At 70.2% G+C, this 22,712-nt stretch carries 24 protein-coding genes; 8 read left to right on the top strand and 16 right to left on the bottom strand.

The features are described 5' to 3' along the window. Positions 1-8 precede the first annotated feature (8 nt). Both F6J84_RS02805 and F6J84_RS02800 read right to left on the bottom strand, forming a co-directional pair. Positions 9-740 carry a DedA family protein gene (locus F6J84_RS02805; RefSeq protein ID WP_150971196.1) on the bottom strand — a complete coding sequence of 244 codons (732 nt, stop codon included), beginning with the start codon at positions 738-740 and terminating at the stop codon, positions 9-11. Positions 741-835: 95 nt separating this feature from the next. After that, the gene (locus F6J84_RS02800) at positions 836-1,300 is read right to left on the bottom strand and encodes a hypothetical protein (RefSeq protein WP_150971195.1); all 465 of its coding nucleotides are present in this window, start codon (positions 1,298-1,300) and stop codon (positions 836-838) included. Positions 1,301-1,355: 55 nt separating this feature from the next. On the opposite strand from F6J84_RS02800, the gene aspS reads away from it, so the two are divergent. Continuing rightward, positions 1,356-2,699, top strand: coding sequence for an aspartate--tRNA(Asn) ligase (gene aspS / locus F6J84_RS02795; protein ID WP_150971192.1), 1,344 nt, complete (start codon positions 1,356-1,358; stop codon positions 2,697-2,699). Between the two features lie 282 nt (positions 2,700-2,981). Here aspS and F6J84_RS02790 read toward each other — a convergent pair whose 3' ends face one another. From F6J84_RS02790 to F6J84_RS02745, 10 genes are all read right to left on the bottom strand, one after another. Beyond that, on the bottom strand, positions 2,982-4,343 hold the full coding sequence (locus F6J84_RS02790; RefSeq protein WP_150971190.1) for an NtaA/DmoA family FMN-dependent monooxygenase: 1,362 nt from the start codon (positions 4,341-4,343) through the stop codon (positions 2,982-2,984). Between the two features lie 87 nt (positions 4,344-4,430). Next, positions 4,431-5,072, bottom strand: a complete 642-nt coding sequence (locus F6J84_RS02785) for a TetR/AcrR family transcriptional regulator (RefSeq protein ID WP_150971188.1) — start codon at positions 5,070-5,072, stop codon at positions 4,431-4,433. 86 nt (positions 5,073-5,158) lie between these two features. Next, the gene (add, locus tag F6J84_RS02780) at positions 5,159-6,175 is read right to left on the bottom strand and encodes an adenosine deaminase (RefSeq protein WP_150971186.1); all 1,017 of its coding nucleotides are present in this window, start codon (positions 6,173-6,175) and stop codon (positions 5,159-5,161) included. 357 nt (positions 6,176-6,532) lie between these two features. Then, complete coding sequence (locus tag F6J84_RS02775) at positions 6,533-6,832, bottom strand: Dabb family protein (RefSeq protein WP_150971184.1); 300 nt, start codon at positions 6,830-6,832, stop codon at positions 6,533-6,535. Further along, complete coding sequence (locus tag F6J84_RS02770) at positions 6,829-7,110, bottom strand: glutaredoxin family protein (protein ID WP_150893119.1); 282 nt, start codon at positions 7,108-7,110, stop codon at positions 6,829-6,831. The genes F6J84_RS02775 and F6J84_RS02770 overlap by 4 nt, the downstream gene beginning before the upstream one ends. A gap of 34 nt (positions 7,111-7,144) precedes the next feature. Next, positions 7,145-7,438 carry a rhodanese-like domain-containing protein gene (locus F6J84_RS02765; protein ID WP_150971182.1) on the bottom strand — a complete coding sequence of 98 codons (294 nt, stop codon included), beginning with the start codon at positions 7,436-7,438 and terminating at the stop codon, positions 7,145-7,147. 73 nt (positions 7,439-7,511) lie between these two features. After that, on the bottom strand, positions 7,512-7,865 hold the full coding sequence (locus F6J84_RS02760; RefSeq protein ID WP_150893121.1) for a hypothetical protein: 354 nt from the start codon (positions 7,863-7,865) through the stop codon (positions 7,512-7,514). A 116-nt stretch (positions 7,866-7,981) separates the two neighbouring features. Further along, the gene (locus F6J84_RS02755) at positions 7,982-8,080 is read right to left on the bottom strand and encodes a 30S ribosomal protein bS22 (RefSeq protein ID WP_003792170.1); all 99 of its coding nucleotides are present in this window, start codon (positions 8,078-8,080) and stop codon (positions 7,982-7,984) included. An 82-nt stretch (positions 8,081-8,162) separates the two neighbouring features. Further along, the gene (locus tag F6J84_RS02750; RefSeq protein WP_150971179.1) at positions 8,163-8,354 is read right to left on the bottom strand and encodes a helix-turn-helix domain-containing protein; all 192 of its coding nucleotides are present in this window, start codon (positions 8,352-8,354) and stop codon (positions 8,163-8,165) included. A 107-nt stretch (positions 8,355-8,461) separates the two neighbouring features. Beyond that, positions 8,462-8,869, bottom strand: coding sequence for an ArsR/SmtB family transcription factor (locus F6J84_RS02745; protein WP_150971177.1), 408 nt, complete (start codon positions 8,867-8,869; stop codon positions 8,462-8,464). Positions 8,870-8,955: 86 nt separating this feature from the next. Here F6J84_RS02745 and F6J84_RS02740 point away from each other — a divergent pair, with 86 nt between their 5' ends. Further along, complete coding sequence (locus F6J84_RS02740; RefSeq protein ID WP_150971175.1) at positions 8,956-10,398, top strand: TrkH family potassium uptake protein; 1,443 nt, start codon at positions 8,956-8,958, stop codon at positions 10,396-10,398. Then, positions 10,391-11,062: a potassium channel family protein gene (locus F6J84_RS02735; RefSeq protein ID WP_150971173.1), complete on the top strand. Its 672-nt coding sequence runs from the start codon at positions 10,391-10,393 to the stop codon at positions 11,060-11,062. The genes F6J84_RS02740 and F6J84_RS02735 overlap by 8 nt, the downstream gene beginning before the upstream one ends. A 47-nt stretch (positions 11,063-11,109) precedes the next feature. Here the strand turns inward: F6J84_RS02735 and proC are convergent, their stop codons facing one another. Further along, positions 11,110-11,940 carry a pyrroline-5-carboxylate reductase gene (gene proC / locus F6J84_RS02730; RefSeq protein WP_150971170.1) on the bottom strand — a complete coding sequence of 277 codons (831 nt, stop codon included), beginning with the start codon at positions 11,938-11,940 and terminating at the stop codon, positions 11,110-11,112. Positions 11,941-12,029: 89 nt separating this feature from the next. Here proC and F6J84_RS02725 point away from each other — a divergent pair, with 89 nt between their 5' ends. The 3 genes from F6J84_RS02725 to F6J84_RS02715 all read left to right on the top strand — a co-directional run bounded on the left by F6J84_RS02725 (position 12,030) and on the right by F6J84_RS02715 (position 15,159). Further along, entirely contained in the window at positions 12,030-13,157 is a 1,128-nt protein-coding gene (locus tag F6J84_RS02725; protein ID WP_150971167.1) for an alpha/beta fold hydrolase, read from the top strand. A gap of 115 nt (positions 13,158-13,272) precedes the next feature. After that, complete coding sequence (locus tag F6J84_RS02720) at positions 13,273-14,229, top strand: cation diffusion facilitator family transporter (RefSeq protein WP_150971165.1); 957 nt, start codon at positions 13,273-13,275, stop codon at positions 14,227-14,229. A gap of 3 nt (positions 14,230-14,232) precedes the next feature. Next, positions 14,233-15,159 (top strand): LLM class F420-dependent oxidoreductase, encoded by a 927-nt coding sequence (locus F6J84_RS02715; protein WP_150971163.1) that lies wholly within the window; start codon positions 14,233-14,235, stop codon positions 15,157-15,159. Between the two features lie 20 nt (positions 15,160-15,179). Here the strand turns inward: F6J84_RS02715 and tadA are convergent, their stop codons facing one another. Beyond that, a complete protein-coding gene (gene tadA, locus F6J84_RS02710) occupies positions 15,180-15,647 on the bottom strand; it encodes a tRNA adenosine(34) deaminase TadA (protein ID WP_224785944.1) in 468 nt (155 codons plus the stop codon). A gap of 35 nt (positions 15,648-15,682) precedes the next feature. Here tadA and upp point away from each other — a divergent pair, with 35 nt between their 5' ends. After that, positions 15,683-16,315 carry a uracil phosphoribosyltransferase gene (gene upp / locus F6J84_RS02705; RefSeq protein WP_150971161.1) on the top strand — a complete coding sequence of 211 codons (633 nt, stop codon included), beginning with the start codon at positions 15,683-15,685 and terminating at the stop codon, positions 16,313-16,315. 55 nt (positions 16,316-16,370) lie between these two features. Here the strand turns inward: upp and F6J84_RS02700 are convergent, their stop codons facing one another. Continuing rightward, the gene (locus F6J84_RS02700) at positions 16,371-19,922 is read right to left on the bottom strand and encodes a TM0106 family RecB-like putative nuclease (protein WP_150971159.1); all 3,552 of its coding nucleotides are present in this window, start codon (positions 19,920-19,922) and stop codon (positions 16,371-16,373) included. Positions 19,923-20,003: 81 nt separating this feature from the next. On the opposite strand from F6J84_RS02700, the gene F6J84_RS02695 reads away from it, so the two are divergent. Beyond that, a complete protein-coding gene (locus F6J84_RS02695) occupies positions 20,004-22,076 on the top strand; it encodes an NAD(+) synthase (protein ID WP_150971157.1) in 2,073 nt (690 codons plus the stop codon). Here F6J84_RS02695 and F6J84_RS02690 read toward each other — a convergent pair. Further along, positions 22,063-22,677: a 4'-phosphopantetheinyl transferase family protein gene (locus F6J84_RS02690; RefSeq protein WP_150971155.1), complete on the bottom strand. Its 615-nt coding sequence runs from the start codon at positions 22,675-22,677 to the stop codon at positions 22,063-22,065. The genes F6J84_RS02695 and F6J84_RS02690 overlap by 14 nt on opposite strands. Positions 22,678-22,712: the final 35 nt, after the last annotated feature.

Here is a 22,712-nt window from a genome sequence, read left to right as displayed (position 1 = left end):
CGGCAAGTCTACGTGGGAGGGTTCTCCGGATTGCCTGAACGCGGGCCGTGAAGGCTGTTCAGCGCGGGGCCCTCCGCAGCACGACGGCGGTCGCGGAGGATTCCGCGGATGCGCACCGTGAGGAACCAGGCGAGTGCGCCGGCCACGGCGACGATCACGAGCAGCTGGAACGCCTCTGCGTACCGCTCGACGACGGGCCAGGCCTCGCCGAGCAGGAACCCGGCGAGGACGAAGATCGTGTTCCAGATGAGGCTGCCCGCCGCGGTGAGCAGCCCGAACTTCCACAGCGGCATGCGGGTGATCCCGGCGGGGATCGAGATCAGGCTGCGGAACAACGGGATCATCCGGCCGAAGAACACGGCCTTCCCCCCGTGCCGCACGAACCAGGCGACGGTGCGGTCGATGTCCTCGGGATGCAGCAGCGGCACCCGGGCCGCGATGCGCCGCAGCCGGTCCACCCCCAGCCATGCCCCGATGCCGTACAGCATGAACGCGCCGACCACCGATCCGAGGGTGGTCCACAGCAGCGCCTCGGTCAGCGTGAACGAGCCCCGGCTGGCGGCGAGACCCGCCATGGGCAGGATGGCCTCGCTCGGCAGCGGCGGGAAGAGGTTCTCCAGCGCGATGGCGATGCCGGCGCCGATGGGGCCGATCACCTCCATGAGCGTGACGATGGTCTCCATCAGGGAGGTCAGCCAGGACCCCTCGGACGTGTGCACGGGGACGGCGGCGGCGGTCATCGGGTGTCCTTGAGGGCTCGGTGATCGCGCACCCCGACGGGGCGGCGTTTCCGCGACGCTACCGAGCGAAGGTTAACCGCCCCTGGGAGCGGACCTCAGATCGCGGCCCACACCAGCACGGCGCCTGTCCCCCAGAGCACGGCCGCCACGAGAAGACCGAGGAGCGGCACCCAGTACCCACGACGACGGGCGACCAGCAGCGCGACGGTGGCCGCCAGGCACAGCACGAGCACCATCCAGGGGGTCGTCAACGCCGTCCAGACCCCGGCGTCGCGCTCGGCGCCCTCGCAGACTCGGCCGCCCCGCCCGCAGGATGCACCCGCGAGCGCGAGGAAGACGGCTGCGGCGGATCCGAGCGTCGCCGCGGCGGCGAGGAGCACGAGCAGCACCGAGCTCAGAGCGACATCCCAGGCCTTGCGCCTCCGGGCGGCCTGCGGCATCCGCGTGGCGGGTGCCGGCACCGGATCGCGCGGGGACGTGGGCGGATGGGTGCCGACGCGGTACGCCTCGGGGGGCATCGTGTACACACCCGCGTTCTCGTCCGGGACCGATCCGTTCACCTCGTCATCGTAGGGGCCGCGGCGTCCGCGCCTCGCGCACGTAGACTGATCCCTCGTGAGCGAACGAGCACTGGTAGAGCAGCTGAAGACCCTTCCCGCGGGCACCGTCACGGTGTCCGGGTGGGTCGAGACCGTCCGGGACCAGAAGAAGGTGCAGTTCGTCATCCTCCGGGACGAGACCGGTGCCGTGCAGCTGGTGAACCCGGCGACGCGGGAGATCGGCGAGGATGCGGACGATGCCGCCAAAGCCGCGCTCGCCCTGACCGAGACCATCTCGGCTCTCGCGACCGGAACCTTCCTGACCGTGACGGGCGAGCTGAAGCACGACGAGCGGGTCAAGCTCGGCGGTGTGGAGATCAAGATCCACTCCCTGGACATCGCCGCCGCGGCCAACCCGGAGACGCCCATCGCCGCCGACTCGAGCGTCGACAAGCGGATGGACTGGCGCTTCCTGGACCTGCGTCAGCGCCGCAACAACCTGATCTTCCGCGTGCAGACCACCCTCGAGCACGCCATGCGCACGTACTGGATCGAGCGCGACTACATCGAGGTGCACTCGCCCAAGCTGATGGCCTCGCCCTCGGAGTCCAACGCCGAGCTGTTCTCGCTCGAGTACTTCGGTGACCAGACCGCCTACCTCGCGCAGAGCCCGCAGTTCTTCAAGCAGATGGCGCAGGTCGCCGGCTTCGGCAAGATCTTCGAGATCGCCCCCGCGTTCCGTGCCGACCCGTCCTTCACCAGCCGGCACGCGACCGAGTTCACCTCGATCGACGCGGAGATCAGCTGGATCGATTCCCACGAGGACGTCGCCCGGATGCAGGAGGAGCTCATCCAGTTCGCCTTCCAGGCGGTCAAGGACAAGCACGGCGCCGAGATCGAGGAGCTCTTCGGGCTCGAGGTCCAGGTGCCCAGCATCCCGTTCCCCCGCATCCCGCTCGCGGAGGCCCGCGATATCGTGGCCTCCCGGGGATACGAGATCCCCCGCACCGACGGGGACCTCGACCCGGAGGGCGAGCGCCAGATCGCCGCGCACGTGCAGGAGACCTACGGCCACCAGTTCGTGTTCATCACGGACTACCACCCCGAGATCCGCGCGTTCTACCACATGCGCGATGAGGAGACCGGTCTGACGAAGAGCTACGACCTGCTCTTCAAGGGAGTCGAGATCACCACCGGCGCCCAGCGCGAGCACCGCGTCGACGTGCTCATCGAGCAGGCCAAGGAGAAGGGTCTCGACCCCGAGCACCTCGACTTCTACTTCGACTTCTTCCGGTTCGGCGCCCCGCCGCACGGCGGGTTCGGCATGGGCCTCGCCCGTGTGCTGATGCTGATGCTGGGCGAGTCCTCCATCCGCGAGGTCACCTACCTGTTCCGCGGGCCGACGCGCCTCGCGCCGTAGCCGCGACCGAAGGGCCGGGAGGATGCAGCATCCTCCCGGCCCTTTCGTCTGCCCCGTGCCCCCCCTGCCCCGGCGCCCCGCAGCACCCGCCCGCAGCGCCCGCCGCACAGCCCGCCGCACAACGGCGGAGAAGCCGCCCGACACCCCGACCCGGGACCCCCGAACCCCGGGTGTCGCCCACGATCCGTGCCGTTGTGCCGCACCACGAACGGGCGGATGCGGCGACGCACGCAGCGCGGGCGGGGCGGGGCGGATGCGGCGGCCCGAGCGGGCGGGAACCGCTCAGAGGGCGGCGGGCACCGAACGGTAGGCGGCCCCGGGGTGCTCGGGCGCGAGGTGGGGGCCCCCGCCCCCGAGACGTTCCCGGAGCGTCATCGCCGGCTGCTCGATCGGGGCGACCAGCCCGCGCCGGCGCATCTCGGGCATCACGAGTGCGGTGAAGCTCTCGAAGGTCCCGGTGTGGTCGGGCTGGACGAGGAACCCGTCCGCATCGATCCGCTCGATGACCGCGGCCGCCTCGTCCACCACCTGCTCGGGCGTACCGATGTACGGCTCCCCCATCACGCTGTTGCGCTGGAACTCCTCGAGGATCTCCCGCACCGTCGGGGCGCTCGGGCCGAGGAACCGCTCCACGTTCGTGCGCCCGGTCTGGGTGAGGCCCGCCTCCGGATCCAGCGGCTTCTCGGGATCCATGCCGGACAGGTCCAGTCCGGTGTAGAAGGCGTAGAGGGCCGCGGCCTCCTCGAGCGACCGGGTGGACGACTGCCTCGCCCGGATGCGCAGCGCCTCCTCCTCCGTCTCCGCGACGTAGAAGGTACCGGCGACCAGGCACTTGATCGAGCGCGGATCCCGCCCGTACGCCTCCGCCCGACGTCGGATGTCGGCGATCTGCTCCGCCATCGCCTCGGGCTCGGCCGCGAGGAAGACCGCCTCCGCGTATCGGGCGGCGAGGTCGCGTCCGGGCGCTGAGGTGCCCGCCTGGAAGAGCGTGGGGGTGCGCTGGGGCCCCGGGGGGATCGTGAGGACGCCCTTGGCGTCGAAGTGCGGTCCGTGGTGCTCGATCTCCCGCACCCGCTCCGGATCGGCGAACATCGGGCGCTCGCGGTCCACGACGAGCCCGCCCTCGTCCCAGCATCCCTCCCAGAGCTTGAGCGAGAGGTCGACGTGATCCGCGGCGATCTCGTACCGCTTGTCATGCTCGATGAGCGGGATGCCGAAGAGCCTCGCCGACGCGTTCTGCCCGGCTCCGGTGACGATGTTCCACCCGATCCGGCCGCGGGTGATGTGGTCCAGCGTCGCCATCTTGCGCGCCACCATCGGGGGCTTCTCCACCGTCGTCGAGAGGGTCACGACGAGACCGAGCTTCTCCGTGACCGTCGCGAGCGCCGGCAGCACCGCCATCGGATCGCCCTTCGGGAACTGCGCGGCCGTCCGCAGGGCCGCATCGGGGATGGCGTCATCGACGACGGGGTAGCCGTAGTCGTCGGCGAAGAAGAGAAAGTCGACCCCGGCCGCCTCGAGGCTCCGCGCCATCCTGACCCAGTGGTCGACGTCGAGGAAGCTCGTCGAGGTGTTCTCCGGGAGCCGCCACGCCCCCATGAGTCCCATGGATTGGAACATCCCGATCTTCCAGGGTGACGGCATGTGCGACCTCCGCGTGTTTTCTGAACTGAACGGTTCACACACTACGGAGGCCGTGTTTCCGTGGCGTCACGACGCCGAGACGTTCGGTTACGGAGCGAGCACCGACGGGAAATACGCGAGCAGCCCGCGGATGCCGGCGCGATACGCGGCGCGCAGGAGTCCCGGGTCCGCCCCCGCCAGCAGAGCGAACTGGAGGCCGCGCCACGTGGCGACGATCTGCGTCGCGGCCACGCGCGCATCATTCGCTTCCAGCCCCTCCGCCGCGAGGATCGCCGCCAGGTCCTCCGCCCAGAACCGGGTGGACCGATCGATGTGGGTCCGCCACTCCTCCCGATCGCGCATGGCCATGCCGAAGCGCTGGAAGAAGAGCTCGAGGTAGGGACGGTTCTCCTCCGCAGCGAGGTCCTCCCAGGCCTGATCGAGCCGATCGAGTAGCGGCCCCGGCGCGGCGATCCGCTCGAACAGGGTCACGAGCCGCGGGAACCGCTCGAGGGCGAGGACGGATGCCTCGTAGAGCACCTGCGCCTTCGAACCGAAGTAGTAGAGCATCATCCGGTTGTTCGAGCCCACCCCGCGCGCGAGGGCGCTGAGACTCAGGTCGATCGCCCCGTCGCGCAGGATGAGGTCGACGACGAGATCCAGCAGGCGCTCCCGTTCCGGGCTCGAGGTCGCCCGTCGCTCGGCGAGTTCACGATGATGCTGCGCCTGCTGCGTGCCGGAATCGACCATCCTGCTCCCCTGTCGGCCTGTGCCCGCGTCCTCGACGGACGACGGCGCGCCCGACTATTCTCCGCCACGCCGCGCCGGCGCCGCGCTCAGGACAGCCAGGAGTCGATGCGGTGCTTCGCCGCGCTCTTCACCGCATCCGACGCGAGGGTCGTCTCGATCGAGGTCCAGGCGCAGGCGGCGAGCTGCTCGTCCGTGAGTCCGAGGACGTCGCGGCACACCTGGTACTCGGCGAGGATGTTCGGGCCGAACAGGATGGGGTCGTCGGCGTTGATGGAGCATCGCACCCCCGCGGCGAGGAGGGTGGGAAGCGGATGCTGCTCCAGCACCTCGACGACATCTAGGAGGACGTTCGAGGTGGGGCACACGTCGAGCGGGATTCCGCGGGCGGCGAGCTCCGCCACGAGGGTGTCGTCCTCGATCGCCCGCACACCGTGGAGGACACGGTCCGCGCCGAGGAGGTCGAGGGCCTCCCGCACGGACTCCGGCCCCACCAGCTCCCCCGCGTGCGGCGCGGACTGCAGACCCGCGGCCTTCGCGATGGCGAACGCGTCGACGAAGTCCCGGCACGGGTAGCCACGCTCGTCGTTCGCGAGTCCCAGGGACACGACGCCCCTGCCCGCATACGCCGCGGCGAGCGTGGCCACCTCGATGGACTCCTCGACGCTCTCGGTGCGGTCCACGGTCGACATCAGCCCGTACGCGACACCGTGCGCGCGGGAAGCGGCGTCGGCGTAGGCGATGAGCTGCTCGAGCGCGGCGGCCGCCCCGCCGTACACGTCGGCGTAGAACGTGGGGGTGATCCCGAGTTCGACGTAGACGACCCCGTCCGCTGCCTGATCCTCGAACACCTCGTCGAACAGTCGCGCGAGGTTCGCCGGCACCTGGAGGACGGCCAGGAGCGCCTGGTAGCACTCGCCGAACTCGGTGAAGCCGCTGAACCCGCTCGTGCGGGGCGGTTCGAGCCCGAGCGCCGCGCACATCTCCGTCAGGGTGCCCGGCCGCATCGCCGCCTCGAGGTGCAGATGCAGGTGGCCCTTCGGCAGGAGGGCGAGGTCGCGGACGGCTCCGCCCAGGGCCGGAGGGGCGGTTTCAGTGGATGTCATGTCGTTCTTCTCTCGGGTGGGCGCCGTGCGCCGAGCACCGGACCCCCGGACCGGGTGGGAGGGGTGCGTGTGAATCGATCGATTCACACGCTATGGCCGCCCTGTTTCGACCCCATGACGCGGCAGTGCGCACCGTGTTACGTTCCGGCGCGACCTCCGACCGCCTCCGCCCCGCCCTGCGCGCGCAGAGTATTCCGGCCCGCGACGGGGGTGTCGAGCCGCCTCCGCCGTCCGCACCGAGGCCTTAGTGTGGGACACCACACCGAGGAGGACCATGCTCGATCCCTGGGTCCGGTTCGCCTCCTGATCGCCGTCTGGATCGCGTGCCGATGGTCGTGGATCCGGATGCGGGGACGCTCAGAGCTCGTAGTCGACCGCGACCCGGTCGGCGACCACGGAACGCACGTACCCCACGACCGCTTGGTGGGCGGGGTGGTTCTGGTAGGCGTCGAGTGCATCGGCATCGGCGAAGTCGGCCACGAGGGCGACGTCCCAGTTGCCACCGCCGAGCACGTCCGGCCCGACGTTGATGTCGATGATCGCGGGCACCACGTCACGCAGGGCATTCAGGTCATCGGCGATGCGCTGGGCCTGCTCGGCGCGCTCCGCCGCGTCATCCGTCGCGAGCTTCCAGGCGACGATGTGCCGGAGTGTCACCGGGCGACCCCCTTCACGCCGGCTGCCGCCATGACGGCCTCGCGGAGCCGTTCCGGCGCGACGCGCCAGTGCGCATGCACGCGGTCGTCGATGAGGACCACCGGGATCTTCTCCCACCATTCGGCGTAGAGGGCGTCGTCCTCGAGGATGGACTTCTCCACCACTTCCACGCGGTCCGCCGCGTCCTCCGGCATCTCTGCGAGTACATGCTCGACCACACCTCGCGCGACGTCGCAGAGGTGACAGCCGTCCTTGCCGATGAGCGTGATCGTGGTCACATTCTCATCCTAGAGCGCTGCGAGGGGGGCGGGGTCAGCGCTCCACGAGGTAGCCGGACGCGATCCACTCGCCCGTGCCGCCATCGACGTTCGTCGCGTCGTAGCCGCGCGCCTCCAATGCCTCGACCACACGGCCGGAGCGCCCGCCGGCCTGGCAGATCACGTCGAACGCACCATCCGGCAGCTCGTCGAGCCGGTCGCCGATGCTCGACATGGGGAGGTTGACCGCGCCGGGGACGTGACCTGCGGCGAACTCGTCGGGCTCGCGCACATCGATGAGGGGCACTCCGTCGCGCTCGTGCAACTGCTGGACGCTGATCGACTTCATGCGTCCAGGCTAACCGCAAAAGCGGCGCGCTCTCCCGGAGGAGGGCACGCCGCTTTCGCAGGCGAGCGGGCGCTCAGCGCCAGACGGTGGCGAGCAGGACGTTCACGACCGTCAGTGCTCCGATCGCGGGCAGCACCCAGGTCGCCACGGCCTCGCGCTTCCGGTTCACGAGCGCGATGACGATGATCGCGATCAGCACCGCAAGCTTCACCGTGATCTTGACGTTGTTGACATCGTTGCCCAGCGGGTACTGGAGACCGACCAGGGCGATGCCGGTCACGAGCATGGTCCAGGCGCCGTGCATCATGCCCGGCAGGATCCGTGCGGTGCGCGTGCGGATCGGGGCGATCTGGTACAGCACGCCACCGAGCAGGGCGACGACGCCGAGGATGTGCAGAGCGAGGACGACGTTCTTCAGGATCTCCATACCGGCCAGCTTACCGACAACACGTCGGTAACTTTACCGCGGCGTCCTCGCCGAGAACGGCGCCCATGAACACGAAGCGCCCGTCCACAGGGACAGGCGCTCGGTGTTCGATGCCGCTACTTCTTGTTGCGGCGCTGGTGGCGAGTCTTACGAAGCAGCTTGCGGTGCTTCTTCTTCGCCATGCGCTTGCGGCGCTTCTTGATGACAGAACCCACGGAAAACCTCACAGATCAGCGGTCTGGGCACAGGGTCGCCTACGCCCGGGAACGAGGCATCGAAAAAATGCCTCGGATCAGTCTAGCCGACGTCGGCCGCCGGCCGCTGCACGAGTGCTGTCACAGCCGACTCCGGCACCCGGTAGCTCCGCCCGAACCGCACGGCCGGCAGTTCGCCCGCGTGGACGAGCCGGTACACCGTCATGTTCGATACGCGCATGAGCTGCGCCACCTCGGCGACGGTGAGAAAGCGCACGTCGGACAGATCGGCCATGTGCATCCTCCGAGCGGTTGGGACTGCCGCAACTCTAGAACCCGCGACGGGCCCCTGTAAACAGCCGTGACGGAGGAGGCGGGTGTGGGTGCCGGCACACCGGGCGGTCAGCGGCCCGGGATCTTCCCGAACGCCGCGGTCATGGCGCGCCCGACCGAGGCGGCCGCCCGGCCGACGACTTCCGCCGCGTGCGCGGCGGGTTCGGGGAGCGTCGAGACGAATGCGGCATGCGCATCCGATTCGTCCTCGAGGAACGGGATGAGCCACTCGTCCACCTCGTCCAGCGGAGCCGGGGAGAGCGAGTAGTAGCGATGCTGGCCCTCCTCGCGCACGGAGACCAGTTCCGAGTCGCGGAGCACCTTGAGGTGCTTGGACACCGTCGGCTGGCTGACGCCGAGTTCATGCACGATGTGCGAGACGCTGGTGCCCTGTTCTCCGGATGCCGAACGATCCAACAACAGACGCAGGATGTCGCGTCGGGTCGCGTCCGCGATCACGCCGAAGATGTCCGCCATGAGCCTTAGGTTAGTCGGGCTCGCAGCGGAGTACCATGACACGGATTCGGGTCTATGACTTCGAGCGCATGTGAAAGGGGCCCCGGATGACGTCGAACCGCGCGGCGTCCCCCGCGCGGCAGAGATGGGCGGCGACGGTCGAACGCGTCCGGGATGCCGGGCGCACCTTCGCGACCTCCTCCCCTGCCCGCTTCGCGGTGCTCGTGTTCTCCTCGTTGATCCTGCTGTTCACGGCGCTGCTGTCGCTCCCGGCGGCGGCCGCCGACGGTCGCCACACGCCTCTCGCGGATGCCCTGTTCACGGCCGTCTCCACGATCTGCGTGACGGGGCTCTCCACCGTCAACATGGGCGAGCACTGGTCCCCGCTGGGCCAGGTGATCATCTACATCGGTGTCAACGTGGGCGCCCTGGGCGTCCTGACCCTCGCCTCCATCCTCGGCATGGCCATCTCGAAGCGGCTCGGCCTCCGCGCCAAACTGCTCGCGGCCGGAGACAGCAATCCGCTGCGCGCCCACGGCGGACCGGTCAACGAAGGCCAGACCATCCGGCTGGGGGAAGTCGCCCAACTGCTGCGCACGGTCGCACTCTCCACCCTCGTCATCGAGGCCGGTCTCGCGGTCCTGCTGTACCCGTCCCTGCTGCTGGGCGGTGTCGACCCGCTGACCGCCCTCTGGGAGGCGCCGTACTTCGCGGCCATGGCGTTCACCAACACCGGTTTCGTCCCCAACGCCGACGGCCTCGCGCCCTTCGCGCACGACTACGTTTTCATGACGGTACTGATGGCCGGGGTCTTCCTCGGTTCGATCGGCTTCCCGGTCATCTTCACCCTCTGGCGCCACCAGTGGCACGTCCGCCGCTGGTCGCTGCACACCAAGCTGACGCTGATCACCACCGTCATCCTGTTCTTCGCGGGTGCGATCGTGTTCGTCATCCTCGAGTACGACAACCCTCTGACGTTCGGCAGCCTGGATGCCTGGGACACCACATTCCAGTCACTCTTCCTGTCCGCGATGACCCGTTCGGGCGGGTTCTCCGTCGTCGAGATCGGGGATCTGCACGGGTCCTCACTCCTGGCCGGATCCATGCTCATGTTCGTCGGCGGCGGTTCCGCCTCCACCGCCGGCGGCATCAAGGTGACGACCCTCGCCGTGCTCGCCCTCGCGGTGTGGTCGGAGGCCAAGGGGCGGCCGGCGGTGCAGGTGTTCGGCCGCCGCATCCCCAGCGACGTGCAGCGGGTCGCGCTCTCGGTCGTGGCCTGGGGTTCGACGATCGTCGCCGTCTCGACCATCACGATCGCCCAGATCACCAAGGCGCCGGTGGACCAGATCCTGTTCGAGGTCGTCTCCGGATTCGCGACCGTCGGCTTGTCCACCGGCCTGACCCAGGAGCTCCCGGACTCTGCCGTCTATGTGCTGGCGGCCACCATGTTCATGGGTCGCGTTGGTACAGTGACCCTGGCCGCCGCCGTGGCCGCATCGTCGCGTTCGCAGTTGTACTCGATGCCCGTCGAAAGGCCGATCGTTGGTTGAGAAAGTCCGCAGCGACGCACCCGTCCTGGTCATCGGCCTCGGCCGGTTCGGTGCCGCATGCGCCGGTGAGCTCGACAGGCTCGACCGCGAGGTGCTCGCGATCGACGAGAGCCTCGACCTGGTGCAGAAGTGGTCGGAACGGGTCACCCACACGGTGCAGGCCGACGCCCGCAACCTGGAAGCTCTGAAGCAGATCGGCGCCCAGGACTTCCAGGTGGCCGTCGTCGCGGTGGGCTCCTCGATCGAGGCCTCCGTGCTGATCACGGCCAACCTCGTCGACCTCAAGGTCCCGCAGATCTGGGCGAAGGCCGTCACGCAGTCGCACGGCAAGATCCTGGCGCGCGTGGGCGCCAACCACGTCATCTACCCCGAGCGCGAGGCCGGCGAGCGCGTCGCGCACCTGGTCAGCGGACGGATGCTGGACTTCATCCGGTTCGACGACGACTTCGCCCTGGCGAAGATGTACCCGCCGCGATTCATCCGCGGCGTCGGTCTGAACGAGTCGGGCGTCCGGACGAAGTACCGCGTGACCGTGGTGGGCGTGAAGAGCCCGGGGAAGCCCTTCCGCTACGCCGAAGCGAACACCGTCGTCACCAACCACGATCTGATCATCGTGTCGGGCACCAACAGCGACATCGAACGCTTCGCCTCGCTGGATCGCTGAGCACCCGCCCACCGGGGCCGGCCCGCACCAGCCCCGGCGCGGCGCGCTCAAGAGCCCGCGGCGAGCTCCTTCGCCCTGGCCAGGGCGGCATCCGTCGCCTCGGCGAACACGACGTCGAGGTCCGCGGCCTGCAGGACGGCGATCGCCCGCTCGGTCGTCCCCTTGGGGCTCGTGACCCGGCGGCGGAGCTCGGCGGGATCCTCACCGGATGCCTCGAGCAGGGCGGCGGCACCGATGAACGTCTGCTCGGCCATCGTCCGGGCGTCGGACTCGTCGAAGCCCTTGCCGATCGCGGCCTTCGTCAGCTCCTCGATGAGCAGGAAGACGTAGGCAGGACCGGACCCGGAGATCGTCGACAGCGCATCGATCCGGTCCTCGGGTACCTCGAGCACCGTGCCCACCGTCTCGAAGACCTCGCGCACCCGGGCGACGTCAGCCGCCGTGGCGTTCGTGCCGGGTGAGATCCCGGTGACGGCCTTGCCCACGATCGCGGGCGTGTTGGGCATCGAGCGCAGCACGACGGCTTCGGGACCGAGGATGCGCTCGAACGTGGAGATCGTCACGCCGGCGGCGAGGCTGACCACGATCGCGCCGGCACGCAGGTGCGGCGCGATCTCGGTGAGCAGATCCGGGACCATCGCGGGCTTCACCCCGATCAGGACGACCTCGGCGGATGCCGCCGCGCGGGCGTTGCCGTCGGCGTCGTCGGCCAGCGCGATGCTGGTGACGCCGGCGAGCCCCTCGAGCGCGGCGGCCTTCTCCCTCGTGCGGTTGGTCACCGTGACCGTGGACGCCCGGGCGGAGGACACGACACCGTGCAGGATGGCGCCGCCCATGGAGCCGGCACCGAGGATCGCGATCGAGGGGAGTGAGCTCATCCCTCCAACCTATGCCCGGACGCCGCCGCACCCCGCGGTCTATCATCGGAGACGCCAGGGCGCTGGAGCCCGTCTCAGGAGGATCCGACATGACCGTACCCACGACCGACCTGCTCGACGGCCTCACGGCCCGTCTTGTGGAGACGCCGCGCCTGAGCGTCAACATCCTCGAACGCGAGGGCGACGACCCGGCCACCCCGCAGGAGCAGACCGTCGTGCTGGTCCACGGGGAGGTCGCCTCGGCGGCCTTCTGGGAGGAGTTCATGCAGGACCTCCCGAGCGACCTGCGCGTGATCGCGGTGGACCTGCGCGGCTTCGGCGGCACGGAGAGCCTGCCGGTGGACGCCACCCGCGGTGTCCGGGACTTCAGCGATGACCTGCACGCGACCCTCGAAGCCCTCGGGATCCCGGCGGCGCACCTGGTCGGATGGTCCCTGGGCGGGGCCGTGGTCATGCAGTACGCGCTCGATCACCCCGTACTCTCCCTCACCCTCCAGGCCCCCATCTCGCCGTATGGATTCGGCGGCACGCGCCGCGACGGCAGCCGCCTGACGCACGATGACGCCGGATGCGGTGCGGGCGCGGCCAATGCGGACTTCGTCCACCGGCTGAACGACGGGGACACCTCCGCGGACGCGCAGGCGTCCCCGCGGAACGTCTTCCGCGCCTCCTACGTCTCGTCTGCGTACACGAGCGAGCACGAGGACCGCTGGGTGTCCGCGATGCTCACCACCTCCACGGCGGCCGGGAACTACCCCGGGGACAGCATCCCGAGCGAGAACTGGCCCGGCTACGCCCCCGGCACGACCGGTGTGCTGAATGCGCTCGCGCCGAAGTACTTCGACGTCTCGGCGATCGTCGACCTCGATCCTCGCCCCCCGGTGCTCTGGGTGCACGGCAGCGTCGACGCGATCGTGTCGGACACGTCGTTCTTCGACCCGAACCACCTCGGCGCGTTGGAGATCCTGCCGGGATGGCCCGGGGAGGAGATCGCCCCGGCGCAGCCGATGGTGTCGCAGACGCGCGACGTGCTCGACGCGTACGCCGCGCGAGGAGGGAGCGTCCGGGAACTCCTGCTCGACGGCGTGGGCCACACCCCCCATCTGGAGAGCCCCGCCGAGGTCCGGCGCGCGCTGCTCGAGGTCATCGGCTACATCGGCCGGATGCAGGACCCGGCACCGCCGACCGAGACCATCATCCTGCGTTCCGCGGACTGACCCCGGCGCTCCGCGTCACCTGTCCCGCCTCCGCGTCACCCGTCCCGCATAAGCGCACGGACACGCCCGTGTCCAGCGCCCTCGATACCGTGCCCCGCTCCCTAAACTCCTCACCATGAGTGCATCCGGCGGTAACAAGGCGATCCTGGCCGCCTTCCTGGCGAACATGGGCATCGCGATCGCGAAGTTCGTCGCCTGGTTGCTGTCCGGGTCGGCATCCATGCTCGCCGAGGCCATCCACTCGGTCGCCGACTCCGGCAATCAGCTGCTGCTGATGCTGGGCGGCCGCCGGGCACGACGTGCCGCTGACGAGGAGCATCCCTTCGGATACGGGCGCGAACGCTACGTCTACGCGTTCGTGGTGGCCATCATCCTGTTCTCGGTGGGCGGCCTGTTCTCGATCTACGAAGGCGTCGACAAGCTGACCCACCCCCATGAGCTCGAGAACGTGTGGATCCCGATCGGGGTCCTCATCATCGCGATCGGCCTGGAGTCGTTCTCGCTGCGCACCGCGGTCAAGGAATCGAACCTCGTGCGGAAACCCGGCGAGAGCTGGGTCGCGTTCGTGCGGCACGCCAAGGCTCCGGAGCTGCCCGTCGTGCTGCTGGAGGACATCGCCGCGCTGCTCGGACTCGTACTGGCCCTCCTCGGTGTCGGGCTGACGGCCATCACCGGCAACTCCACCTTCGACGCCATCGGCACCCTCGCCATCGGTGTACTCCTCATCCTCGTGGCCGTCACGCTCGGGATCGAGACCAAGAGCCTCCTGGTCGGCGAGGGCGCGACCCGGGCGGACGCCGCGGCGATCACCGCGGCGATCGGCGGGGCCGCGGGGGTCCGCCTCATCCACATGAAGACGCTGTATCTCGGTCCCGACGAGCTCCTGGTCGCCGCCAAGCTCGGATTCGACGCGGACAAGCCGCTCGCGGACGTCGCAGCGGACATCAACGAGGTGGAGAACCGGATCCGATCGGCCGTCCCGGTGGCGCGGGTGATCTACCTCGAACCGGACCTCTATCGTGCGGATGCGGCCGCCCCCTCCGCGGCCGCTCGCCCGACGAGCGGCCACTGAGCCGTGCAGTACTGCATCTTCACGGAACCGCAGCAGGGCTTCTCGTACGACGACCAGCTCGCCTTCGCGCAGCTGGCCGAGCGCCTCGGCTTCACCGGCTTCTTCCGCTCCGACCACTACCTGCGCATGGGACCCGGTGACCCGCTCCCGGGACCCACGGACGCGTGGACCGCACTGGCCGGCCTGGCTCGGGAGACCTCGCGCATCCGGCTCGGCACGCTGGTCTCGTCGGTGACCTATCGCACCCCCGGCATCCTCGCGATCCAGGTGGCCCAGGTCGACGCCATGTCGGCCGGGAGGGTCGAGCTCGGGCTCGGCACGGGCTGGTTCGAGGCCGAGCACCGCGCATACGGGATCCCGTTCCCCGAGAAGCGCTTCGCGCTCCTGGAGGAGCAGCTCGCGATCGTGACGGGCCTCTGGCGCACGCCCGTCGGCGAGACGTTCCGGTTCGACGGTGCGCATTACCGGCTGGAGGACGCCCCCGCGCTTCCCAAGCCCGTGCAGTCGCGCGTCCCGATCATCGTCGGCGGAGCGGGCCCCCGCCGGACGCCGGCGATCGCCGCGCGGTTCGCGACCGAGTTCAACATCGGCTTCCAACCGGAGGACGTCATCGCGGAGAAGTTCACCGTCGTCCGGGACGCCTGCCGGTCCATCGACCGGGACCCCGACGACCTCCTCCTCTCCGTCGCCCTGCCGACGATCGCCGCCGGATCACGCCGCGACCTGGAGCGCCGCGCTGGAGCGGTGGGAATCGACCCGGAGACCGCCGGGGGCACCGACATCCTCGGCGACGCCGCCGCGATCTCCGCCAAGGTCGAGCGCCTGCGGGCATTGGGCGCCCAGCGCATCTACTTCCAGCTCATGGACATGCGCGACCTCGCCCAGCTGGAGTACCTCGGTACCGAGGTGCTGCCGCTGCTGCCCCGCTGACGCGGATCCTCGTCGGGCCCTCAGCGACGCGCGTCGAAGAACGCGCGGAGGACGGCGGACGCCTCCTCGTCGCGGACCCCCGCGACGACCTCGACTCGGTACGGCAGGCGCCGATCCCGAACCACGTCGTACATCGAGCCGGCCGCGCCGGCCTTGTCGTCCCAGGCCCCGAACACGAGCCGCGGGACGCGGGACTGCAGCACCGCCCCCGCGCACATCACGCAGGGCTCGAGAGTGACCACCAGCGTGCAGCCGTCCAGGTTCCATGATCCGGTCGCCTCCGCTGCCCGGCGGAGCGCGACGACCTCCGCGTGCGCGGTGGGGTCGCCGGTGGCCTCCCGCTCATTGCGGCCCTCTCCGATGACACGTCCGGATGCGTCGATCACCACGGCACCGACCGGCACATCACCGGCCGCTCCCGCTTCCTCCGCGAGCACCAGCGCCCGGCGCATGGCGGCGTCGTCGGACGTGGTCACGGGCAGGGTCATCACATCAGGCTAACCGTGTGCCGTAGCCTGGAACCATGCGCCTGCACGTCGCGGACCACCCGCTCATCACCCACAAGCTCACGGTCCTCCGCGACAAGTCGACTCCTTCCCCGGTATTCCGGCAGCTGACGGAAGAGCTGGTCACCCTCCTCGCCTACGAGGCGACCAGGAACGTGCAGGTGGAGTCGGTCGAGATCGAGACCCCCGTCACCGCCACGACCGGGGTTCGGATCAGCGAGCCGCGTCCGCTCGTCGTGCCGATCCTCCGCGCCGGACTCGGGATGCTCGAGGGCATGGTGAAGCTCCTCCCCACCGCCGAGGTCGGCTTCCTCGGGATGCTGCGCAACGAGGAGACACTCGAACCCGCCACCTACGCGGAGCGCCTGCCGGACGACCTGAGCGACCGCCAGTGCTTCGTCCTGGACCCGATGCTCGCAACCGGAGGCTCCCTCGGCGCGGCCGTGGAGTTCCTCTTCGCCCGTGGCGCTCAGGACGTCACCGCGATCTGCTTGCTCGGCGCCCCCGAGGGGGTGGCTTCGATGAAGCGCAAGGTCGGCGACCGCGACGTCACGCTCGTCCTCGGAGCGCTCGATGAGCGCCTCACCGACAAGGGCTACATCTTCCCCGGACTCGGCGACGCCGGCGACCGCCTCTACGGCACCGTCTGAGCGCGCGGCCGACGGCCGCCACCCCGCACGTCGGCCCCGGTTCGTCGACCGCGTCTCAGCCGTCCTCGCCGACCAGCCGCGCGAAGGCGCTCAACCGTGCCACGCCCTCCGGCGTGCGCGGCAGGTCGTCCAGCAGGCCCGGGGAGTAGACGACGAAGGCGGCGTACTGCGCGCGTGACACGGCGACGTTGAGTCGATTCTGCAGCAGCAGGAACTCGAGCCCGCGCGGCGCGTCTCGCCCGGACGACGCGGCGAGGGAGACGATCGCCACAACCGCCTCCTGCCCCTGGAAGCGGTCGACCGTGCCCACCCGCACCCCGGTCAGCCCCGCCGCCGCCAGCGCTTCCTCGACCTCCACCTGCTGCGCGTTGTACGGGGTGACGACGATGATGTCGTCGAGGGTCAGCTCACGGGACGGCAGGGTCTCGATGACCCCGTCGCGCTCGTCCGACGACGTCCACGTCCGTCCCTGCATGTCACGGACGATGCGCACGACTTCCGACGCCTCCTCGGCGGAGGAGACCGCGTTGCCGGTGTGCACGACGGGCACCGGATGCACGCCCGCGGCCACACCGGTCAGGTGGCGTTCCGCGGTACACGGCGCGGAGGCGAGCTCCCCGGCGTAGGACAACAGTGATACCGGCCGCGCCACGGCCGGATGCATCCGCCAGGAACGCGAGAGGAACGTGCCGAAGGAGCGGGGCAGCACGGCCGCACCGTCCATCACCCACCCGAGCGCCGAGGTGTCCACCGGCTCCGGATGCGTGCCCTGACTGACCTGCGGGAGTTGCTGCGGGTCCCCGAGCAGGAGCAGACGCTGGGCCGACACGGACACGGCGATCGTCGAGGCCAGCGAGAACTGCCCGGCCTCGTCGATCACCAGGAGATCGAGGCTGCCCCGGGGGATCCGGCCCTGGTGACTGAAGTCCCATGCGGTCCCGCCCACCACGAACCCGCCCGGCCGGGCTTCCGTGAAGGCCGCCAGGCCGTTCTTCTCGATCGCGGTGAACGACACCGACGGCGCGGCTTCGGGATCCTTCAGCGCCTTGCCGACGAACGCCTTCGGCACACCGGCCGCGACGACCCGGTCGAGCATGTGCTCCACGACCGCGTGCGACTGTGCGACCACGCCGACGCGGTACCCGTGCTCACGCACGAGGCGCGCGATGACGTGCGAGCCGACGTACGTCTTGCCGGTCCCGGGAGGTCCTTGCACGGCGAGGTAACTGCGATCCAGGGCCAGGATGCTGCGGGTGACGGCGGCCACGTCGTCACCGTCCGAGACCGCGAGACCCCGCCCGCCGGTCCGCGGCGGCACCCGCCGCAGGATGTCGGTCGCCGCATCCTCGGGGAACCCGGGTGCCGCATCGAGCACGGTGTCCGCCCACGCGTCGATGGCGGTCTGCTGGTTACCGGCCGACGGCGGAGCGGACGGCGTCAGGGCGATCGGCAGGTCCCGCCATGTCTCCCCGTCCGCGGCGAGCTCCTCCACGATCACACCGTCCTCGAGCACCTCGATCACTCGCACGGTGCGCGCCGCGTGGATCCAGCGCGGTGAGGGGACCACGGGGAACGGAGCGGGAAGCGGATAGAGCAGGAACGGCTGCCCGCCCACGCTCAGACGGGTCCCGGGGGCGAGGTCGCCGTGCAGCTCGATCCGGCGGCGGAGCGATCTGGCCCTCCCCTCCCCCGCACGCCAGTCCTCCACGACGCGGCAGCGCGCCGCGTCCAGGACGATGACGTCCCTGGTGTCCTCCCAGACGGAGATGGGCTCGCGCAGCCGCAGGAAGTGCGACGCCCAGAAGGTCTTCGCCTCCCGGGGGTAGTAGTCGATCGCAGCGGCGGCGAGCCGGAGAGCCACGGTGTCGGCGTCCGTCTCCTCGTCGCCGCCCGCCGCGATCACCTGCGCGGCCGTCTCCTCGGCGCGGCGGGAGAGGGCGACCGAGCGCGGCGACGCCTCGTAGGTGAACTCTCCGGCGGACGGATCCGCGGCGGGGAACAGACCCGCCTCGCGGGCGCGGTCGACGAGCCAGTCGCGCAGCCGCAGGGTCGAGACGCAGTCGTCCCGGTTGTACTCGGCGAGGTCGTCGAGGATGGCTTTCGCCGCGGCCTCGTCACCCGCGTCGCGCAGCAGACGCGCTTCGACGTAACGGACGATCGAGTCGTCCCCGCGCTGCACGTCACTCGTGCGCAGATCGTCGCCCATGTACAGCGGCTCGAGCTTCTTGATCGAGTAGGACCGCGACCCGACCCGGAGGGCGCGGCGGACCACCGGGTACAGATCCACGAACACGCCGTCCCGCAGCATCCGGTCGATCTCCGCCTCGCGGGTCCCGTAGCGGCTCGCCATCGCCAGGAGATGGGTGGGCTCGTAGGGCGCGTAGTGGTAGATATGCATGCCGGAGAACTGCCGACGCCGCATCTCGATGATGTCGACGAAGGTCTCGAACGTCGTCTTCTCGTCCGCGAAGCTGTGCGCCCACAGCGCGGTGTACTGCTCGCGGGAGTCCACCCAGCCGAACAGGTAATCGATGCCCCAGTCCGTCCCGGACCCCTCGGTGTACAGGGGGTCTCCCTCGAAATCGAAGAAGAGATCGCCCGGATCGCGCCGCGGCAGGGCACCGAGCGCCTGCGGCAGCACGACCTCGTAGGTGGGAGCAGCCGTCGGGGTCGCCCCGTCCGCGGTCGGCACGCCGGCCGGGCTCGCCAGCTGCAACCGGGCCTGCGTGCGCAGGGACCCGAAGACGTCGGCGCTCATGCGCTCGGGCGGTTCCGTCGCCTCGGCGAGCTCGTCGATCGTGCGGATGCCCGCGTGACGCAGACGCTCCCGCTGCACCGGACGCATCCCGGCCACGAGCAGCAGGTCGCGGGAGGCCACGACCTCGAGCTCGCAGGTGGGGCACCGCCCGCACGCGATGACCTGCAGGCCCCGGTCGTCACCCCAGGCGATGGGCTCGCCGGCGGCACCGGCAGGGAGGTCGCGGTCGGCGACCAGGGCGGCGAGACGCCGCCGGCGCAGCGCGTAGACGGGCGACAGGTCGTCGACCCGGTGCACGCTCACGCTGCCGTCGCCGAGCAGTAGTTCGACGACCCCGGCCCTGGGCACCCCCAGGCGATCCAGCTGATCGGCGTATGCCGCGAGCTGCATGAGCGCCGTCACCCGCGCATGCCGGGCGAGCTTGGTGTCCTGCACCACCCAGGCCCGGTTCTCGTCGCGCACGAGGAAGTCGGCGAAGCCGACGAAGTCCGAGGTCTGGAAGGCCGCCTGATAGACGACGTCGGTATCGGAGTCGGCGAGCGCCGCGACGGTGTCCGCGACGGCCGCCGCCATTCCCGCCGCATCACCCGAACGCGCCTCGCGGATCTCCGTCACGCGCGCGCCGTACGTCGCACGGTAGCGCTCCAGGACGGCCACCTCGTGCTGGGTGCCCAGGCGTGCGGCACGCTCCAGCATCAGGTCTTCCGGGTCGGGAACTGCGGGCAGGCGCCCCAGGCGCGCGTCGATCTGGCGCATCCATGCGAACTCGCACTCCGCCGCGGCCTTCAGATCACTCGCACTCCAGACGATCCTGCCCGGCTCGCCCTCGTGGGGCTCGATGTAACGCATGCATTCCCTTCCTCCTCGACACTAGCCGCGGCCCCCGACAACCCCCCGGACTGCCGACGGCAGACCTGACAGACTGGGCGGATGAGCACCGGTCTGCCCTTCGAGAGCTCCTATCGCCATGGATTCGCCCGGATCGCCGCCTGCACGGTGCCGGTCAGCATCGCCGACCCCGCCACCAACGCGGAGTCGGTCCTCGCCGAAGCGCGCCGGTGCCACGAGGACGGGGTCGCCGTCGCCCTGTTCCCGGAACTCGGCCTGAGCGGGTACTCGATCGAGGACCTCGTCCTGCAGGACCCGGTGCTGGACGCGGTGGAACGCGCCGTGGAGCACCTCGTCGAGGCATCCGTGGACCTCCTTCCGATGCTCGTGGTCGGCGCTCCCCTGCGTCACCGCAGCCGGCTGTACAACTGCGCCGTCGTCATCCATCGGGGTGAGCTCCTCGGCGTCGCCCCGAAGTCGGCGATACCCACGTACCGGGAGTTCTACGAACGCCGCTGGTACGCACCGGGCGACGACCAGGCCGGCCAGGACATCCGGGTCGGGTCCCTGTACGCACCGTTCGGCCCGGACCTGCTGTTCGAGGCGCTCGACGTCGACGGGCTCGTCGTGCACGCCGAGGTGTGCGAGGACTTCTGGGTGCCGATCCCGCCCTCGGCGGAGGCCGCGCTCGCGGGCGCGACGGTGCTGCTCAACCTCAGCGGCAGCCCGATCACGATCGCCCGCGCCGACGACCGCGGACTGCTCGCTGCATCCCAGTCCCTCCGTTGTCTCGCGGCCTATGCCTACGCCGCGGGCGGCACGGGCGAGTCGACGAACGACGTGTCCTGGGACGGCCAGACGATGATCTACGAGGGGGGCCGGCTCCTCGCCACGACCGAGCGGTTCCCGGACGGGCCACGCCGCTCCGTTGCGGACGTGGACCTCGACCGGCTGCGTCAGGACCGGTTGCGTCAGGGCACGTTCGACGACAATCGCCGCACGCACGCGGATCGGGTCAACGCCTTCCGCACGGTGCACTTCCGGGTGGACCCGCCCGCCCGCGACATCGGCCTGCGCCGGGAGCTCGACCGCTTCCCCTTCGTTCCGGACGACCCGGCGCGCCTGGCCCAGGACTGCTACGAGGCGTTCAACATCCAGGTCTCCGGGCTCGAGCAGCGGCTGACCGCCATCGGGCAGCCGCGGCCCGTCATCGGGGTCTCCGGTGGCCTCGACTCGACCCACGCCCTCCTCGTCGTCGCGCGTGCCATGGACCGGCTCGGCTGTCCGCGCAGCGACATCCTCGCCTACACGATGCCCGGGTTCGCGACGAGCGACCACACCCGCAACAATGCGGTGGAGTTGGCGCAGGCGATCGGAGCGACGATCGAGACGATCGACATCCGCCCCGCGGCGACGGAGATCCTCTCCGGCATCGGCCACCCGGCCGCGAACGGCGAGAAGGTCTACGACGTCACCTTCGAGAACGTGCAGGCGGGGGTCCGCACGGACTTCCTCTTCCGGCTCGCCAACCACCGGAACGGCATCGTGATCGGCACCTCGGACCTGTCCGAGCTGGCGCTGGGATGGGCGACGTACGGCGTCGGCGACCACATGAGCCACTACTCCGTGAACACGGGCGTGCCGAAGACCCTCATCCAGCACCTCATCCGCTGGGTGATCTCCGCACGGGAGGGGGTGGACGAACGCACGATCGACGTCCTCCAGTCCGTCCTGGACACCGAGATCAGCCCGGAGCTCGTCCCCGCGGGCGAGGACGGCAAAGTGCAGTCCACCCAGGACACCATCGGCCCCTACGCGCTGCACGACTTCACGCTGTTCCACGTCCTGCGATTCGGGATGCGGCCCTCGAAGATCGCCTTCCTCGCAGCCCAGGCGTGGCGGGATCCGGATGTCGGCGCCTGGCCCGCGGGATTCCCGGAGGACGAGCGCTACACCTACGATCTGGAGACCATCGCGCGCTGGCTGCGGGTGTTCCTGCGTCGTTACTTCGGGTTCGCGCAATTCAAGCGCAGCGCTCTGCCCAACGGACCGAAGGTCACCCCGGCGGGGTCGCTGTCGCCACGCGGCGACTGGCGGGCGCCGAGCGACGGCAACGCCCGGGCCTGGCTCGCCGAACTCGACGCCGCCCTGCCCGAGACGGTCACCTCCGCTTGAGCGCTCCGTCCGGCCGGGAATCCTCGGCGTTCCCGGCGGCGTAGGCCAGGGTGATGACGTAAGCGTTCCGGGAGAGATCGACGATGTGGTAACGGGTCGGCCGGTCGGGGGTCCAGCCGCGTGTCCCGCCCTGGTCCAGCACCACGAGCTCCGGGCGCACCCGCATCCCCCGCCCGTCAGCCGCCAGCACCGCCTGGACCCTCGTCCAGTGGTTGAGGTAGTCCAGGTCGGTCGACCCCTCCCAGAGGCGACTGTGGGACCGGATGGCGGCGCGCAGATCGGCGTCCGGATGCATGTCCCGTAGGTCGATCCCCACCCGGATGCCGTGGTCACTGACGGCGACGACGGTGGCGGCGCGGAACTCGGCCACGGTCACGACGAGGGGCAGTTCCTTCCCGTCCACCGAGGCGATCAGACGGGTGTGGTGGCCGAAGGTCGTGGGAGGCTCGCGCTCCAGGCGCACGGAGGCCGGATCGATGCCCAGGCGGGCGCCGATGATGCCGCGCGCCAGGATGCGCTTTCGATCGTGCGGGGTCACCGCGGGATCCCACCCGAGACGCGCATCGATGCCGGCGGGGGCTTTCAGGACGACGGGTTCCATCGGGACCTCCGGGGCTCTGCGGTGGGGGGAGACCG

The organism is Microbacterium caowuchunii, from assembly GCF_008727755.1.
In the GTDB taxonomy this organism is placed as follows: domain Bacteria; phylum Actinomycetota; class Actinomycetes; order Actinomycetales; family Microbacteriaceae; genus Microbacterium; species Microbacterium caowuchunii.
Note: the sequence above shows the minus strand (reverse complement) of the source record. Positions and strands in the feature narration are given on the sequence as shown.

Excerpts from the sequence above, each read along its gene's own strand:
- F6J84_RS02760 (WP_150893121.1), bottom strand. The coding sequence starts at position 7,865 with ATGGAGATCCTGAAGAACGTCGTCCTCGCTCTGCACATCCTCGGCGTC.
- upp (WP_150971161.1), top strand. The coding sequence starts at position 15,683 with ATGCGCCTGCACGTCGCGGACCACCCGCTCATCACCCACAAGCTCACG.
- proC (WP_150971170.1), bottom strand. The coding sequence starts at position 11,940 with ATGAGCTCACTCCCCTCGATCGCGATCCTCGGTGCCGGCTCCATGGGC.
- F6J84_RS02805 (WP_150971196.1), bottom strand. The coding sequence starts at position 740 with ATGACCGCCGCCGCCGTCCCCGTGCACACGTCCGAGGGGTCCTGGCTG.
- F6J84_RS02745 (WP_150971177.1), bottom strand. The coding sequence starts at position 8,869 with ATGGCGGACATCTTCGGCGTGATCGCGGACGCGACCCGACGCGACATC.
- F6J84_RS02765 (WP_150971182.1), bottom strand. The coding sequence starts at position 7,438 with ATGAAGTCGATCAGCGTCCAGCAGTTGCACGAGCGCGACGGAGTGCCC.
- F6J84_RS02750 (WP_150971179.1), bottom strand. The coding sequence starts at position 8,354 with ATGGCCGATCTGTCCGACGTGCGCTTTCTCACCGTCGCCGAGGTGGCG.
- tadA (WP_224785944.1), bottom strand. The coding sequence starts at position 15,647 with ATGACCCTGCCCGTGACCACGTCCGACGACGCCGCCATGCGCCGGGCG.
- add (WP_150971186.1), bottom strand. The coding sequence starts at position 6,175 with ATGACATCCACTGAAACCGCCCCTCCGGCCCTGGGCGGAGCCGTCCGC.
- F6J84_RS02690 (WP_150971155.1), bottom strand. The coding sequence starts at position 22,677 with ATGGAACCCGTCGTCCTGAAAGCCCCCGCCGGCATCGATGCGCGTCTC.
- F6J84_RS02790 (WP_150971190.1), bottom strand. The coding sequence starts at position 4,343 with ATGCCGTCACCCTGGAAGATCGGGATGTTCCAATCCATGGGACTCATG.
- F6J84_RS02725 (WP_150971167.1), top strand. The coding sequence starts at position 12,030 with ATGACCGTACCCACGACCGACCTGCTCGACGGCCTCACGGCCCGTCTT.
- F6J84_RS02700 (WP_150971159.1), bottom strand. The coding sequence starts at position 19,922 with ATGCGTTACATCGAGCCCCACGAGGGCGAGCCGGGCAGGATCGTCTGG.
- F6J84_RS02785 (WP_150971188.1), bottom strand. The coding sequence starts at position 5,072 with ATGGTCGATTCCGGCACGCAGCAGGCGCAGCATCATCGTGAACTCGCC.
- F6J84_RS02695 (WP_150971157.1), top strand. The coding sequence starts at position 20,004 with ATGAGCACCGGTCTGCCCTTCGAGAGCTCCTATCGCCATGGATTCGCC.
- F6J84_RS02720 (WP_150971165.1), top strand. The coding sequence starts at position 13,273 with ATGAGTGCATCCGGCGGTAACAAGGCGATCCTGGCCGCCTTCCTGGCG.
- F6J84_RS02740 (WP_150971175.1), top strand. The coding sequence starts at position 8,956 with ATGACGTCGAACCGCGCGGCGTCCCCCGCGCGGCAGAGATGGGCGGCG.